The 15,826-nt window shown below is 65.2% G+C and carries 15 protein-coding genes; 5 read left to right on the top strand and 10 right to left on the bottom strand.

Annotated features, from left to right (window positions below; genetic code table 11):
• The first annotated feature begins 515 nt into the window (after window positions 1-515).
• Entirely contained in the window at window positions 516-1,667 is a 1,152-nt protein-coding gene (locus Q0053_RS08755) for an efflux RND transporter periplasmic adaptor subunit (protein ID WP_298098901.1), read from the top strand.
• A 2-nt stretch (window positions 1,668-1,669) separates the two neighbouring features.
• Window positions 1,670-4,876, top strand: a complete 3,207-nt coding sequence (locus Q0053_RS08750) for a CusA/CzcA family heavy metal efflux RND transporter (protein ID WP_298098898.1) — start codon at window positions 1,670-1,672, stop codon at window positions 4,874-4,876.
• Between the two features lie 108 nt (window positions 4,877-4,984).
• Here the strand turns inward: Q0053_RS08750 and Q0053_RS08745 are convergent, their stop codons facing one another.
• From Q0053_RS08745 to Q0053_RS08720, 6 genes are all read right to left on the bottom strand, one after another.
• Entirely contained in the window at window positions 4,985-5,131 is a 147-nt protein-coding gene (locus Q0053_RS08745; RefSeq protein WP_298098895.1) for a hypothetical protein, read from the bottom strand.
• A gap of 49 nt (window positions 5,132-5,180) precedes the next feature.
• Window positions 5,181-5,510, bottom strand: a complete 330-nt coding sequence (locus Q0053_RS08740; protein ID WP_298098893.1) for a hypothetical protein — start codon at window positions 5,508-5,510, stop codon at window positions 5,181-5,183.
• 72 nt (window positions 5,511-5,582) lie between these two features.
• Window positions 5,583-6,497: a copper homeostasis membrane protein CopD gene (gene copD, locus Q0053_RS08735; protein WP_298098890.1), complete on the bottom strand. Its 915-nt coding sequence runs from the start codon at window positions 6,495-6,497 to the stop codon at window positions 5,583-5,585.
• Between the two features lie 4 nt (window positions 6,498-6,501).
• The gene (copC, locus tag Q0053_RS08730) at window positions 6,502-6,864 is read right to left on the bottom strand and encodes a copper homeostasis periplasmic binding protein CopC (protein ID WP_298098888.1); all 363 of its coding nucleotides are present in this window, start codon (window positions 6,862-6,864) and stop codon (window positions 6,502-6,504) included.
• A gap of 134 nt (window positions 6,865-6,998) precedes the next feature.
• Window positions 6,999-7,448 (bottom strand): DUF305 domain-containing protein, encoded by a 450-nt coding sequence (locus Q0053_RS08725; protein WP_298098885.1) that lies wholly within the window; start codon window positions 7,446-7,448, stop codon window positions 6,999-7,001.
• Between the two features lie 67 nt (window positions 7,449-7,515).
• On the bottom strand, window positions 7,516-7,929 hold the full coding sequence (locus Q0053_RS08720) for a MerR family transcriptional regulator (RefSeq protein ID WP_298098883.1): 414 nt from the start codon (window positions 7,927-7,929) through the stop codon (window positions 7,516-7,518).
• Window positions 7,930-7,996: 67 nt separating this feature from the next.
• Between Q0053_RS08720 and Q0053_RS08715 the strand changes: the two genes are divergently transcribed.
• Window positions 7,997-8,764, top strand: a complete 768-nt coding sequence (locus Q0053_RS08715; protein ID WP_298098880.1) for a glutaredoxin family protein — start codon at window positions 7,997-7,999, stop codon at window positions 8,762-8,764.
• A gap of 97 nt (window positions 8,765-8,861) precedes the next feature.
• Here Q0053_RS08715 and Q0053_RS08710 read toward each other — a convergent pair whose 3' ends face one another.
• On the bottom strand, window positions 8,862-9,143 hold the full coding sequence (locus tag Q0053_RS08710) for a helix-turn-helix transcriptional regulator (RefSeq protein WP_298098878.1): 282 nt from the start codon (window positions 9,141-9,143) through the stop codon (window positions 8,862-8,864).
• 81 nt (window positions 9,144-9,224) lie between these two features.
• Here Q0053_RS08710 and Q0053_RS08705 point away from each other — a divergent pair, with 81 nt between their 5' ends.
• Window positions 9,225-9,830: a hypothetical protein gene (locus tag Q0053_RS08705; RefSeq protein WP_298098874.1), complete on the top strand. Its 606-nt coding sequence runs from the start codon at window positions 9,225-9,227 to the stop codon at window positions 9,828-9,830.
• 22 nt (window positions 9,831-9,852) lie between these two features.
• On the opposite strand, the gene Q0053_RS08700 is transcribed toward Q0053_RS08705, so the two are convergent.
• Both Q0053_RS08700 and Q0053_RS08695 read right to left on the bottom strand, forming a co-directional pair.
• Window positions 9,853-11,577, bottom strand: a complete 1,725-nt coding sequence (locus Q0053_RS08700) for a recombinase family protein (RefSeq protein ID WP_298098872.1) — start codon at window positions 11,575-11,577, stop codon at window positions 9,853-9,855.
• A 174-nt stretch (window positions 11,578-11,751) separates the two neighbouring features.
• Window positions 11,752-12,960: an FAD-dependent oxidoreductase gene (locus Q0053_RS08695; protein ID WP_298098869.1), complete on the bottom strand. Its 1,209-nt coding sequence runs from the start codon at window positions 12,958-12,960 to the stop codon at window positions 11,752-11,754.
• 257 nt (window positions 12,961-13,217) lie between these two features.
• On the opposite strand from Q0053_RS08695, the gene Q0053_RS08690 reads away from it, so the two are divergent.
• The gene (locus tag Q0053_RS08690) at window positions 13,218-13,994 is read left to right on the top strand and encodes a transglutaminase family protein (protein ID WP_298098866.1); all 777 of its coding nucleotides are present in this window, start codon (window positions 13,218-13,220) and stop codon (window positions 13,992-13,994) included.
• Window position 13,995: 1 nt separating this feature from the next.
• Here the strand turns inward: Q0053_RS08690 and Q0053_RS08685 are convergent, their stop codons facing one another.
• On the bottom strand, window positions 13,996-15,780 hold the full coding sequence (locus tag Q0053_RS08685; protein WP_298098863.1) for a M1 family metallopeptidase: 1,785 nt from the start codon (window positions 15,778-15,780) through the stop codon (window positions 13,996-13,998).
• Window positions 15,781-15,826: the final 46 nt, after the last annotated feature.

The following is a 15,826-nucleotide window of genomic DNA, read 5'->3' as shown; positions in this document are numbered from 1 at the left end:
AGTTGCATGATAAGGGACCGGGATAATGCCCCACCCAGTGCGCAACATCCTGCGGCAATCCACCTTCGTCAGCATGATCCTGCTGGCGCTGGCCGTTGCCATGCTTGCGGTGCCTGCGCGGGCTGAGACGTGTGCGCCTGTTGCTGAAGCGATGGCCGTTGCCGGTTCGAATACGTCCGAACCCTGCGCACCGGGCGACTGCGGGGATTGCGTAATCGCCTGCGCTCACGGGTGCTGTCACGCATCCGTCTTGGGCGTTCCGAGCGGGGTGCACCTTTCACTCAACCCACCCCGCTTCGAGGCACCGGCTGGGTGGGGCGACTCGCTCGGCATTCCCCTCCCTGAGCAAGCTGGGCTCTTGCGACCCCCACGCCCCTGACGGACGCGGCGGTCGCTAAGACCGTCAGCCAAGATTCCATGACCCCCGCCCAGCACAGCCTTGAGCCTTGCTGGGCCTGACATGAATCCGCCCCGACGAACGGTCTTGCCGTCGATCGAGGCCGCAGGGACCGACAATGAAGATCGAGAAACACTGGCTGATGACGGGCGGCGCTGTGGTCGTCGCTCTCGCGGTAGGCTTCGGAACTGCCCAACTGATGCTCGGCCGCAACGGGGCGGCTGATCCCCAGGCGGAGGAAGAAAATCATGAGGATGCCGCCGCCGAGGCCTTCGTCGCACTGACGCCGACTGCCGCTGCGGAAGCGGGGGTCGGTATCGTCGCAGTTGAGAGAGGCGGCGGGGCGGGTCTGATGCTGCCCGGTCGTGTCGCATTCGCCCCAGGGGCCGAGGCTGTGGTCGATGCGCCGCTGCCCGGCGTCGTCGTCCGGGTCCACGTCGGAGCTGGCAGCCAAGTGCGGGCGGGTTCCCCTCTCGTCACCCTGCGCAGTCCCGAAGGGGCTGCCTCGCGCGCGACGGTCGATGCCGCCACTGCCGCAGCGGACGCGGCTCGCGCCGCCGTGGTGCGCGACCGCACACTTTTCGAGCGGGGATACGTTGCGCAATCGCGGCTCGACATCACCGAGGCCGAGGCTCGTCGGACAGAGGCCGAACTTCGCGCGGCTCGTGCTCGCCTCAGCGCCTACGGATCGCCGGAGGCCGGGGGCTTGGTCGTCGTGCGCAGCCCCATCAACGGCGTGGTCACTCGGGTGGCGACGACTCCGGGACAGGTTTTGCACGAAGAGGATCAGGAGGTCGCCGCTGTCGCTGACCTCGGCAGCGTCGAGCTCATCTTCGAAGCGCCGCCTGCCACTGCCCGCCTGATCAGCGTCGGCGACAAGCTATCGGGTCGAAGTGCCGACGGTCAGGAGATCATCAGCACGATTATCGCGCTCGCTCCACCGGGCCTGAGCGGCACAGTGACCGTCCGCGCCAGACCGGCCGGGGCGATCCCCCCGGCCGGGACCGTCATCTCCGCGCGATTGGGTGCCGGGGCTTCCCGCAACGCACTGGTTGTGCCCAGCGAAGCGATCCAGACCGTTGAAGGTGTGCAATCTGTGTTCGTCGTCGATGGCGCGGGCTTCCGCGCCCGGCCTGTCGTGACTGGCCAAACCGCCGACGGCCGCACTGAGATCGTAAACGGTCTGCGAGGCGACGAGCGTATCGCCGGGGCCGGCGCCTTCCTGCTCAAGGCCGAACTGGCCAAGGGCGAAGCCGAGCACGGACACTGATCATGCTGGACAAGATCATCGTCGCCGCCGTTCGCCTCCGGTGGCTGGTCGTGCTCATCGCCGTCGTTCTGGCGGGGTTCGGCATCAGGGAACTGACGAAGCTGCCTATCGACGCGGTGCCGGACATCACCAACCGGCAGGTGCAGGTCACGACCGTGGCGCCTGCGCTCGGACCCGAGGAGGTCGAACGCCAGGTCACCTTCCCGGTCGAGACGGCGCTCGCCGGCCTCCCCGGCCTGATCGAGACCCGGTCGCTGTCGCGGCACGGCTTCTCGCAGATCACCGCCGTATTCACGGACAGCACGGACATCTATTTCGCCCGCAGCCTCGTCAACGAACGGATGCAGAGCGTCCGCGAGGATCTTCCCGAGGGGCTGACGCCCTCGATAGGACCCGTCGTGACCGGGTTGGGCGAGGTCTACATCTGGACGGTCGAGCTGACCGGCCCTGCCGCCGCGACGGGCGTGCCTTACGTCACGCCCGAGGGTGAGCGGCTGAGGACCGATCAGGAGAAGGCGACCTATCTGCGCACGGTCCAGGACTGGATCATCGCGCCGCAACTCAAGACCGTCGAAGGCGTCGCCGGCATCGACGTCCTCGGCGGCTATGTGAAGGAATACGCCGTTCACCCCGATCCGGCCCGTCTGGCGGCCTATGGCGTCGGCCTGGTCCAGCTGGTCGAGGCCCTGGAACACGCCAACCGCATTGCGGGCGCGGGCTATGTCAACCGCGCCGGCGAAGCCTACATCGTCCGCGCCGACGCCCGCATCAGGAGCCTTCAGGAGCTGGCGCAAACGCCGATCCTGAATCGCGGCGGCCAAGTCATCCGCGTCTCGGACGTGGCGACGGTCGAAATCGGCCGCGCGCCCCGCCTCGGCTCGGCCAGCGCCAATGCCCGCGAGACCGTGGTCGGCACCGCCCTGATGCTTCAGGGCGAAAATTCACGCGCGGTCGCCCATCGCGTCGGCGAACGTCTGCGCGAGATCGAACCCAGCCTGCCGCCCGGCGTCACCATCCGGCCGGCGCTCGACAGGACAGCCCTGGTCGATGCGACGATCCGCACGGTCGAACACAACCTAGCGCTCGGCGCGATCCTAGTCATCGCCGTGCTCTTCTTCGCCCTGGGCAACGTCCGTGCAGCGATCATCACCGCCCTGGTCATTCCCCTGTCGTTCCTGTTCGCCGCCTCGGCGATGAACCGCTTCGGCATCAGCGCCAACCTGCTCAGCTTCGGCGCCCTGGACTTCGGCCTGATCGTCGATGGCGCCGTGGTGGTGATCGAGAACACCCTGCGGCGCCTCTCGCTGAAACGGGCCGAAACAGGCCAATCCCTGACCGCTTCGCAACGACTGGGTGTCGCCGCCGACGCCGCCAAGGAAATGGCCCGGCCCGCCGCCTTCGGTCAGGCCATCATCCTGCTGGTTTATGCGCCGCTGCTGATGTTCGAGGGAGTCGAGGGCAAGATGTTCGGCCCGATGGCGGCCACGGTTATGCTGGCCTTGGCGGCGGCGTTCGTTCTGTCGTTCACCTTCGTCCCGGCGATGGCGGCCCTGTGGGTGCGAGAGCCCAAGACCCACGACGATGAAACTCGGCTGTCCCGCGCCGCGAAGGCCCGCTACGAGCCGCTGCTCCGCAAGGTGGTGGCGGGTCCCCGTCCGATCCTGGTCGGCGCGGGCGTGGCGCTGATCGCCGGCCTGATCGCCTTCCTCAGCTTGGGACGCGAGTTCGTGCCGACGCTCGATGAAGGCGACCTGCTGGTTCAAGCGCTTCGCGTGCCCTCGACCTCGCTGGAACAGAGCCAGGCCATGCAGTTCCGCGTCGAGCGGACCCTCAAGGCCATGCCGGAAGTCGAACTGGTCTTCACCCGCACCGGCACCGCCGAGGTGGCGTCCGACCCGATGCCGCCGTCGATCTCGGACACCTTCGTGATGCTCAAGCCACGCGATCAGTGGCCTGACCCGCGCTTGCCCAAGGCGGAACTGGTCGAGCGGATGGAAACCGAACTCGGCGGCCTTCTCGGCAACAACTACGAATTCACCCAGCCCATCGAGATGCGGTTCAACGAACTGATCGCCGGCGTCCGGTCCGATGTAGCGGTCCGCGTCTACGGCGACGACTTCGCGGCCATGAGCCGGACCGCCGAACAGGTCGCGACGACGTTGCGCAGAATTGACGGAGCGGCCGACGTCCGAGTCGAACAAGTGTCGGGCCAGCCATCCATCACGGCCTCCATCGACCGCACCGTCGCCGCCGCGCAGGGCATCCACGCCAGCGACGCGGCGGACGCCCTGGCGATCGCTCTGGGCGGGCGCTCCGCCGGCCACATTCTTGAGGGCGACCGCCGTTTCGACGTGGTCGTGCGGCTGTCGGACGAACTCAGGAACGATCCAGCCGTCATGTCCCAGCTTCCGGTCATGCCAGAGGAAGCGGAGTCCGGCGCGCCGACCGTGCCCTTGTCGGCGGTTGCCAGGTTCGAGACCACGGAAGGCCCCAATCAGATCAGTCGGCAGAACGGCAAGCGCGTGATGGTGGTCCAGGCGAACGTCAGGGGCCGTGACCTCGGCGGCTTCGTCACCGAGGCGCAGGCTGCCGTCGCCGAGAATGTGAACCCGCCGGTGGGAGGCTGGCTGGACTGGGGCGGGCAGTTCGAGCACCTTGAACGGGCCAGCGCCCGGCTGGCGCTGATCATTCCACTGGTGTTCCTGACGATCGGGCTCCTCCTGTATCTCGCCCTGCGATCCCTGCGGGATGCCGCCCTAGTCTTCGCAGGCGTGCCGCTCGCGTTGGTGGGCGGCGCGCTGGCCCTGCTCCTGAGAGGAATGCCTTTCTCGATCACGGCGGCCGTTGGCTTCATCGCCGTATCGGGCGTCGCGACCTTGAACGGCCTCGTCCTGATGCAGGCCATGCGGCAGCGGATTGCGGAAGGTATGGCACCGGTGCAGGCAGCGGTCGAAGGTGCCGTCAGCCGCCTCCGCGCTGTAATGACGACCGCGTTGGTGGCGGTTCTAGGGTTTATTCCGATGGCCTTTGCCTTCGGTCCGGGAGCCGAGGTGCAGAAGCCGCTCGCGACGGTCGTTATTGGCGGCCTGACCACGGCGACCCTGCTGACGCTGCTGGTGTTACCTGTGTTGTTCGCGATGTTCGCAGGCCGGCGCGGTCGTCAGAGTGTCGCTGGAACAGGAGCGCCGAGCGGGACTGCCGAGGCGTGAATTTCGTCGAAAATCGCAGGGCGTTTCGCCTCGTCAGCGCGGGATTGGCTGGATAGTTCGGGAAGGGAAGACGCCCGCCCTTTCGGGCGGGCGTCCCTGATCAGGCGATCAGCAGCAGGTGCAGGCTTCTGCGCAGGCCGCGATCGCGTCGCAGCAGGCGCATACAGCCTGAACCACAGCGTCCGGCGCCGCCGCAAAGGCGGCGGAACCGGAAGCCAGCAGCACCAGGGCTGCGATGGTGAGAGTGCGTTTCATGGTTTTGATCTCTGTTTGATTGAATGAAGTCGTTCTTCAGCTGGCAGGATCAGGGTCGTGGAGGTGGGTCGTCAGTCTCCAGCGTGAAGCCAGCATCTCGCACATCGAGCGCCGGATAGCGGACCGAGGCATAAAGGCGTGCAGGTGCCGGACTGTCGACTCGCGGGATGAGGCTCTGGCAAAAGATCAGACATGCCTTCTGGCAGGACACCTTTGTGACCGTCTGCCCGCATGGCTCATCGCCGTTCATCGACATGGAAGCCATGTCTTGGTCGAGAGGTGTTTCGCACGCCATCGAAGCAGTGGACACAAACAGCACAGCCAGCACCGCGAGGAGCGCAGCTATCAGCGGGAAACGGTCCTGGCGCAGGAACGACATGGTCCCCACTATACCCCACATGCCCGGCGAGATGACAATCTTGCTTACAATGTTCCGAGCCCTCCGCCAGCCTTAGAGCGATGCGGGTGGCGGGAGCGTTCCCATCACTGCCACAATGCCAAGAAGCGCCAACCCCAGCCCGGTTTCGAGCAGCAGGCTGCGCTTCAGGTCTGACAGGACGGACGGAGACGGGTCGGCCGCGTCGAGCGCGGAGCCGAGCGCCGGTGTCAACCGGAAGCGGTTGCTCGCTGCGAACACGAGCATCAGTCCGAAGAAGAGGAGCTTGGCGATAAGAAGCTGACCATAGGGGCTGGTTCCGAGCTCTCCGACCCGCGCAGGGCTCACGAGGAACCAGCTGTTCACGAGACCGGTCAGAACCAGAAGGGAGACGGCCAGGGTTCCGAGGCCCGCGAAGCCGTTCAGGGCGCGGTGTATCGCGGGATCATCCGGACCAGCCCGGCGCAGCAGGAGAATTGTCAAGGCGACCAGTGTCCCTAGCCACAGCGCAGCGGCGATGGCGTGGATGATGTCGGCGCTGACGTGAACAAGTCTTCCTGCCCCCTCGGTTGATCCCGCATGCCCCGTCCAGGCAAAACTGGCCGCGATGAGGAGCCCAGCGACGACAGCCAGTCCCTGGAGCGCTCTGCCCGATCTGAAGAAGAGGAGGCCAAAAATAGCAAGGAGGGCGACGATGGCCCGAGCCAGCATGGCCATGCCGAGGCCGGTGCCGCTGACCATGAAGGAAAGGGATGCCGGCTTGACTGCCTCGGTGACCGACCCCGCCATCACTGCGGTTTGGGCTATCAGGGAGACCAGAGAGCCGAGTGCGACGACTAGGGCCGCGACGATCAACGCCGGGCGTGCCCAGGCAAGGTTGGGCCGGTCGTCGTCCCTGAAACTGTAGAGAAGGAACAGCGGCACGCCGAGAAGGATGACGGCGCCGCTGTATTGAAGCCAGCGGAGCGCTATGACCGCGACTTCGAGCATGGGATCAGCGGACCGTGAAGGTGTAGGAACCTGTCATGCGGTGGCCATCGCTCGACGCGATCCGCCAGTCGATACGGTAGACTCCGGCGGCCAGCGGCCGAGCGAGGGTTCCTGCCAGCGTCTTGCCATCCTCGCCAAAAGAGGTTTCGGCCGCGATCTTCTCGCCCGCTGAATTGACGACATCGAAGCCGGAGAAGGCAGGCACAGAGCGCTCGCTGAACGTCAGGCTGATGGATCGGGTGGGAGCTACGGTCGCGTTGGGCGCGGGTGTCGCACTCACCAGCCTGGCGTGAGCAGCAGCCGGGCCTGCGGCGAGGGCGGCTGCGGCGGCGACCGCGACAAAGGGCACGGGATTGAAGTTACGCACGGTTACTCTCCAGACGTCTGACCAGTTCGGCCTTACGTCATTCTACGCGCCACGCGGCCGCACCCCTCAGGCCTGATCCCCCGGCAACCATAAAATTGCCGAGGGTGCGGTCGCGCGTGGGGGCGCACAGGCCGCTAGTTCGACTTTTCGGCCGACGAGGCCGAGTTCGCGCTGGTCGCCTGATGCCGCACGATCCACTGTTCCAGCATGGAAATTTCGCGGGTCTGATCAGCGATAGTTTTCTCCGCCATCGCCCGCAGTTCGGCGTCCGGGTTTTCCTGAAGCGCGACTTGGGACATTTCCACCGCTCCGCGATGATGCGCGATCATTTTGCGGGCGTAGGTCTCCTGCACGTCCGCGCCCGTGGCCTGCATCATGTCCCGATGCATCTTGCCTTCCGAAGCGGTGAAGGGCGTGGTGGGGCCGGACATCTTTTCGCCAGGCATTCCAGCGGACATTTCCGAAGATGCAGCCATGTCCGCTTCCCCGGTCGCGGCCGTCTCGCTGTTTTCGGCGGGCGTGCAGGCCATCAGCAGGCTGGACAGGGCGATGGCTGCAAGGGCCGGCTTGATCGGAATCGACATCGTGGTCTCCAAATGACTGAGGAACACCAACTGGTGAGTGCTCTGCCCGTTCCGGCAGTCCTCGAATTCAAGAAGGTGTGCCCTGGAAAGCTGCGATGATCGGACAGGGACCCTTGTCCTCCGATGCGCAGGCCCTGGCTAAACGTCGCAAGGCGGTGCGCGCCACCTCCAGATCGGCGATAGTTCTGTCCAATGCCTCTAGCCGCCCGGCGGCCAGTTCGCGAGCGCGGGCGCGATCCTCTCCGGCGTCCAGCGACAGCAATTCCCTGATCTGCTCAAGGGTGAACCCCGCCGTCTGGGCGGAGCGGATGAAACGCAATCGACGGACATCCTCCTCGCCATATCGTCGGATGCCACCGCCGATCCCGTCCCGCGACCAGCGCTCCGGCGTCGGCAGCAGACCGCGCCGTTGATAGAACCGCACCGTCTCCACGCCGACTCCACCGTCTCGCGCCAGGCCTGCGATCGTCCTCACACTCATGCTTGACTCCGTATCATGATACGGAACCTAAGGTGCCGGCCTCGGATTTGAAGACCAAGGAGCCGACATGACCAAGACCGCCACCATCTACCGTATGGTGATGCCTGAACACACCTGTCCCTGGGGGCTGAAGGCCCGCCATTTGCTCAAGAGCCGGGGCTACAAGGTCGAAGACCACTGGCTGACAACCCGAGAGCAAACTGATGCTTTCAAGGCTGAGCACGGGGTGAAAACCACGCCGCAGGTGTTTATCGACGGCCAGCGGATCGGGGGCCATGATGACCTGAGGCGCTTCCTTGGATTGAAGGTTCGCGATCCGAAGGCGACGACCTACACTCCGGTGCTGGTTGTGTTCCTGACCACGGCCGTCATGGCCGCCATGCTCAGCCTGACAGCCTATGGCACACCCCTGACAATCCGGGCCGGCGAATGGTTCATCGCACTTTCTATGATGGCCTTGGCCATGCTGAAGCTTCAGAACATCGAGAGTTTCTCGTCCATGTTCCTGAACTACGACCTCCTGGCCAAACGCTGGGTGCCTTATGGCAAGATTTATCCCTTCGCCGAGTTCGGCGCGGGCGCCTTGATGGTCGCCGGCGTGCTGACCTGGCTGTCAGTGCCGGTCGCACTGTTTATCGGGGGCATCGGAGCGGTGTCCGTATTCAAGGCCGTTTACATCGATAAGCGCGAACTGAAGTGCGCCTGCGTCGGTGGAGACAGCAATGTGCCGCTGGGGTTTCTGTCCCTCACCGAGAACCTGATGATGATCGCCATGGCGGTCTGGATGCTGGCCATGAAGCTGTCGGGGACGTCCATGCTTGGGATGTCAGCGTAACCGCTCCAGGAGGCGGATCAGCGTTTCCATCTCGCGCCCGCGCTGTCCTGCTGGCGGCTATGTCGCGAATGCCCGGTCGCCACCGAAACCGGGTTCGCTACGCTTCGTTCTCGCGATCCAGCAGCGTGAGGAGGGAAGCCGGCGTGATCCCGATGGCGTCTGCCCAGTCTACGAATTCGAGCACAGACAGGTTGCGTTCAATCGCCTCGACCTTCGCCACGAATGACTGCGGCTTTTTGAGCTTGGCGGCTAAGTCTCTTTGAGTCAGGCCAGCCGATTTTCGGGCCTCGACCAAGGCCTCAATGAACAGGCGATGCCGGGACGACGACATCCAGGCGGGAATGGCGCGATAGCGCGGTGACGGCACCCGGTCGGGCATGGCGGGAACATCCAAAACGATGTTGCCGTCCTTGCCCTCGCATCTCTATGATCCCACCGAAGGTTCAAACGGGGAGGGGTCATGCGCGCTTATGCAAACCGGATTCTAGCGGGTGCAGCCTTGGCGTTGGTCGCCTGTGAAGCGCCCGCGACAGAACCTCCCGTCGCTCCCGTCGCCCCTGTTGATCAGAGCTCACCCCGCCAGCAAACCGTCCAAACGTTGGCCAATCCGCAAACGGCTGTGGTCACTGACGAACGCGGCGCTGACTGGACAATTCCCATCGATCTGAGCGGAGTAGATGTCGGCGGTTACGAGCCGTTTATGGCCCTGCGGTTCCGATGCCGGACCTTCGACCACCTCGCCGATTTCAAGATGGTAGCCGAAGGATGGGAGTTCGAAACCTCGATCCGGGTGCGGTCAGGGAACGAGGAGATCGTCCTGCGTCGCGATCTGGATGGCTACTTCTCTCAGAGTTACGTCTTCCAGTTCAGACACCCCGAAGGATCCGAAGTCGCTCGAAACTGGTCGCGGTTGACGGCGATCCTGACGGCCATGAACGAAACCCGCCGGATCACCATCAACGATCAGGTTCATGTAAATCTTGAAGATCCGCGCGGGTATCTGGCCAGCACTGCCGAAACGTGTGCTCGTATCGGACGTCAGGCGACCGAGCGACTCAACGGATAGGCGGTCGCGCCCTTCGGAAGCGTCAGGCTCGCCGTTTAAGCAGGGCGTCCAGACGTTGGGTGCCGTCGCGACGAAATGACGTGGCTCCGATCCGCAAGCGGGGATTGCCTTTGAGCTGAGGGGTCAGATCGTATTTGTCGGATACCGCACCAGTTTTGGCCGACACCCGAAAGCCGATGAGCCCTCCGACCAGCGAAACGATCAGCATGGGTTCGCCGTTTGGCCTCACGTCTCCCAAGACGAAATCGACTACGCCCGGCATCGCGTCACGTATTGCCCTGCGCGCAGCCATTTGAGTTTTCAGATCGTCGGCCGCGATGGCCTCCCTGATCTCCAAAACCCGCTTCATATGCACCTCGGGGGATGCACCTCCCCGAGCTGCGAGGAGTTCGGTCCTGGCGGCGTCCAACCTGGCCTCAGTCGTCTGGATGCGTGATCGAACACTGGCTTGTTCTTCAACCATCAACGGGTCGCATTCGTCGGCACTCGTCATCAAGCGGATGAGGCGGCGCGATCGGTCCTTCAGATCGTCAACAAGCTTTTCCAGGGCCGCAACCTCGTTCGCTAAGGGACGGGCAGTGTCGGGTTGCGAAAAGAAGCGATCATCCAAGGCGAGATGAAGCATCGTATCGAGAATCGGGCCTTCGACCCGGCCGTAGTGGAACATCGTCTTGCTGGTGCACCCAGCATGGCGGGCTGCCCGGTCGCAGCGGAAATAGCGGCGCACCGTGCCACGATCGTCACGACATTTCTGAACATGAAGACGTCCGTTGCACTCTCCGCATTTCGCCAATCCCTGAAAGATGTTGATGAAATCGGCCGACGGACCGACTGCTTTCAAACCCCGTCTTCGCTGCTTCGCATCACGGGCCTGTTTCACCAGGTCTGGCTCTACAATCCGGGGATAGAACCCTACACGTTTCGGCCCGACGACCGCCCGATCTTCGGTAGACTGGAAATCGCCCTCGACTGTGCAGGACTCCAAGAGCTTGTAGATCGATGAGGGCTGCCATGCCTTGCCCGACCAGGTTAGGCGCGATGCCCGGTTAAGGCGGGTTGCGATCGTTTGTGAGCCGATCCCCTCCGCTGACCAGCGATAGATGTCCCGAATGACTTCAGCGCGGGGTTCGATGATTTCGACTTCGCCAACGGCGTTCCGGCGAAGCCAACCGGGCAGGACGGAGGTCAGCGGCCTGTTGCTTTCGACCTCCCGACGCTGGCGGCTTCGTATCCCCTCGATAACGCGACCTCGCATATTTTCCACGTAGTCGCGCGCGGCTTCCGCCTTCATGAGGCGCAGCATCTGGGATTCCATGCCGCGTGTGACGTTCGATGCGTCGTAGAGCTTGCCGTCATCGACTGTGAAAACAAGCGCTCCGGCGCGCGTGACTGTCTTCATCCAGTCAGTCAGTTCGTCATAGCCCTGGCGGCTCAACCGATCGATTTTTTCGGCGGCGATGATTGTGCCGGCGGCGATCTCACCCTTGAGAATCCGGTCGGTTAGAACGCCAAGCTGCCCGCCGCGCAGGTGGTTGCCGTGCCATGCGGACTTGCCGAGGTCTTCGACGACCTCGGTCACCTGCCACCCACGGCGCGCGCACTCGTCTGCGATCAGGTCTCGCTGCCGCTCACGGCTGGAGCCTCGTTCCTGTTTGGGATCGGAGTATCGGATGTATGGGATGGCTGACTGCATCCCAATCGTATGCGGGAGTCGGTCATCAAAAATCGATATTCTTTTTTCGGTCATGGTGCGGGCTCCGATCCCTGCACCATTCTGCGTAGCAAGCACCCCGGATGGCTGGACTACCTCTACTGGGACATCGAGCTGGAGCCCTGAGGGCTGACGCCGGGCCTGTCGACTGGCACGTGCGGGTGCCAAGCAGGCCCGATGTGATGGCGGGGCGGTGCCGGTTTGCGACGGTCAGACGTCCTTGATCGGAACCCCGACATCGCCGAGCCTGACCGGGTCGACCTCGCGCCTTGACGCAATCCACTGGCGTCCGACCATGAACTCGGGTGCGGCATTGACCGCCTCGACGGCCTGGACCCGGCCGCGGGAGAGGTGGAAGACCGCGAAGGACCGATTGGCCGGATCGCCGCGAACGACGATCTGGTCGACGTCGAAGGGCATGCCGGCGATCTGGAGCTTGAGGTCGTACTGGTCGGACCAGAACCAGGGCACATCCGGCTTGGGATCCGGCTTGCCGCAGATGGCCGCCGTCGCCTGACGCGACTGCTCGAGGGCATTGGGCACGCTTTCCAGCCGGACGGACCGATCATAAAGGGCCAGCGGCCGCCGGGTCATGTCGCCGATCGCGAAGATGTCCGGGTCCGAGGTCCGGGCCTGATGATCGACGACCACGCCCTCATCGCAAGCCAGCCCGGCCTCCCGGGCCAGGTCATCGTTCGGTATGGCCCCGATACCGACCAGGACCGCGTCGCACACCAGGGGCCCGGCCCCTGCCAGCCGGATCCCCGAGACCTGACCGTCCAGCCCCTCGAACGCCTCGACCGTGACGCCGAAATGGAAGCGGACCCCCTGTTCCTCGTGCACCTGCTGGAAGAAGCCCGACAGGACAGGTCCGGCGACGCGCGCCAGAAGCCGGTCCTCGCGCTCCAGCAGATCGACCTCGGCTCCCAGTTTCCGTGCCGAGGCGGCGACCTCGAGCCCGACATAGCCACCGCCGATCACGGCCAGCCGGAAGCCGGGCCTGATCCGGGCCTTGATGGCCTCAGCGTCCTCGATGGTCCGGAGTTCCAGAAAGCCGTTCAGATCGCTGCCGGGCAGGACCAGCCGACGCGCGCGCGCGCCCGTGGCGATGATCAGCTTGTCATAGGCCAGCACCTCATCGGTCGACAGGGTTACGGTCCTTGCCGCGCGATCGAGGCTGACCACCCGTGTCGAGGTTCGCAGGTCGATGTTCGCCTCAGCGTACCAGGCCGAAGGCCGCAGCAGCAGGCCGTCACCATCGACCTCGCCCTTCAGCCAGCCCTTGGAGAGAGGGGGGCGCTGGTAAGGCGGGTGAGGTTCCTCGCCGATCAGAATGACGGGGTCGGTATAGCCGTTCTGACGCAGCAGGGCCGCCGCGGTTCCCCCGCCGTGTCCCGCGCCAACGATGATCGTGGTCATTTCTTTTTTGCCCGTTGGTCGCCAGTCAGTGGGCACCTTATCCGAAAGCGGGCCCCGGTTTACAGGTGGATCGCATAACCGGCTCGTCTGGTGGTGCGCTCATGGATCGCCTCGCCCGGGCCGGGATGGTGGGGGCGTGTAGCGGACCTGTCAGCGAGCACCGCCTTCACCTTGATCGCCTGTCGGAGCCGCCGGCGCGGAACGGCGACGACTCCCCGCCGTTGACGGGAGGCCCGTCCTGCTTCAGTCGAGCCCTCATGAAAATCCGCGTAAGCGCCGAACTGGTCTATCGCTTCGATCCGCCGACCGATGCCATCTACAAGATCCAGGTCGCCCACTGGCCGGGCCAGACCATTCTTGAGGAAAGCCTGACCACCACGCCCGCCGTCGACTTCATCCAGGACGAGGACGTGGAGTTCGGGGCCCGGACCCTGCGCGCCCACCTCTCCGGCGAGGTGGCCCTGACCTATCGGGCCGTGGTCGACAACGGCGTGCTCAAGGGCCTGCCGCCGGTGACGGTCCAGCACGACTGGAACGACCTCCCGGCCGAGGTCCTGACCTACCTCAACCCCAGCCGCTACTGCCCGTCGGACCAGTTCGGACGGTTCGCGGAACGCACCTTCGGCGGCACGGTCGGCGGCGACCGCGTGTTGAAGATCCTCGACTGGATCAAGGCCGAGATCGACTATGAGCCGGGCGCTTCGGACAGCGAGACCACGGCGGCGCGGACCTTCATCGACCGGGCCGGCGTGTGCCGTGACTTCACCCATATGGGCATCACCCTGTGCCGCGCCTCGGGCATCCCCGCCCGCGCCGTCAGCGCCTTTGCCCACCAGCTGAACCCGCCGGACTTCCACGCCATCTTCGAGGTCTGGCTGTCGAACGGCTGGTGGCTGGTCGACCCGACGGGGCTGGCCCCGGTCGAGGGTCTGGTCCGCATCGCCTGCGGCCGCGACGCCGCCGACATCGCCTTCCTGACCACCCAGGGCTCGTGCCGGCTGGTGCGTCAGTCGGTCAGGGCCGAGGCGGTCTGAGTCAGCGGCCGCCTGCGGCCCTCCATGCCTCGATGAAGCCATCCCGGCGCAGGACCTTGTTGTCCGGGTCGATCAGCACATGGGCACCGGCCGGAACCGCGATCCGGCCGCGCCCGCCGCTCATGGCCACGGTCTGGCGGCGGCCGTCGATCTCCACCTCGACCGGCATCGGGAAGACCCCGCCGTCGCCCGTCACCCATTCCAGCGACAGTTGGCCACCCTCGCGGGTCTGGCGCAGGTCGGGCAGGGCCGCCTGGTAGAGATAGCCACGGAAGAACCAGGTCAGATCCTGTCCGGACTCCTCGCTGGCGAGGGCGAGGAATTCGTCGGTCGTGCCATAGCGGGTCGTGAAATTCCCGGGCCGGGGGTCGGCGGTGCCATAGACCAGCCGCGTCATCGACCGGAAGAAGGCTTCGTCCCCGATCAGCATCCGCAGCGAATGGGCGATCAGCGAGCCCTTGTTGTAGAGGTCCAGCCCCGGCCCGACCTCGCTCTTGTAGACATCGTCCTCGGCCCGGTCGGTGCCCGTGACCACCGGAAAGCGGTTGATCAGGTCGCGACGCTGCTCCTGCAGCTCGGCCTGCATATAGCGTTCGCCGTTCAGCCAGCGCAGGTAGAGCGGCTGCATATAGCTGCCCAGTCCCTCGTGCAGCCACATGTCGTCGGCGTTGCGGTTGGTTATCTGGTTGCCGAACCACTCATGGGCCAGCTCATGGTGCAGCAGCCAGTCATAGCCCTTGCCGTCGAGGCGATAGGCATTGCCATAGGCGTTGATGGTCTGGTGCTCCATGCCCAGATGCGGCGTCTCGACCACCCCCATCTTCTCGTCGCCGAACGGGTAGGGGCCGACGGTGGCCTCATAGAAATCCATCATCGGCGCGAACTGGGCGAACAGGGCCGCCACCTTGGCCGGGTCGTCAGACCGCAGATGCCAGTAGGACATCGGGATCACATTGCCGAACCGGCTCTGATAGTCGGCCCGCACCTCGTCATACGGCCCGATGTTCAGGGCGATGGCATAGGTGTTGGGATTGGCCGCGCTCCAGTTCCAGGTGGTCCAGCCGTCGCCGTGGTCGACCGTGCCCATGAACCGCCCGTTCGACGGCGCGGCCAGGTTCGACGGCACGGTGATATGCATGTCGACCCGCTGCGGCTCGGCCAGCGGATGGTCGATACAGGGCCAGAAGATGTCGCAGCCCTCGGGCTGGACGGCGGTGGCGATCCAGGGCGAGCCGTCCGCCGTCGTGGCCCAGACAAAGCCTCCGTCCCACGGCGCCCGGGGAGCCACGCGCGGCGCACCGGCATAGGCGATCCGCACCGACACCGTCCCGCCGGCGGTCAGTGGCTCGGCCAGCGGAATGGTCATCCGCCCCTCGGGATTGCTCCAGCCGCCCTCGCCGGCCGGTATCTCGCGCCCGTCGACCCGCACCGACGAGACGGCCAGCAGGGTATCCAGCTCGACCACCACGGCCGCCAGCGGCGCGGTGGCGGTGAAATCCAGCACGGCGACGGCGTCGATGGTCTTCGTCTCCGGCATGACCCGGATCGACAGGTCGGCCTTGTCGAACACCACGGCCAGCTGCTCAGGCGTGCGCGGCTGGTCGGTGCCGAGGGTGAATGCGGTCGATTCGCGGACGGGCGTCACGATCACGGCGGGTTCAGCGGTGGCGGGCTGGACCGCCACAGGACCCGTCTCCACCTCGCGCGTCACCGTGATCGAGACGCAGGCGCCGAGCGTCAGCAGGGAGGCGCCCATCAGGGCGGCGCGGCAGGCTTTGATGGACACGGCAGGCTCCCCGGGGCGACCGGGTCAGCCTAATGACGGGTGCGAA

Source organism: Brevundimonas sp., from assembly GCF_027487935.1.
Classification (GTDB): Bacteria; Pseudomonadota; Alphaproteobacteria; order Caulobacterales; family Caulobacteraceae; genus Brevundimonas.
Note: the sequence above shows the minus strand (reverse complement) of the source record. Positions and strands in the feature narration are given on the sequence as shown.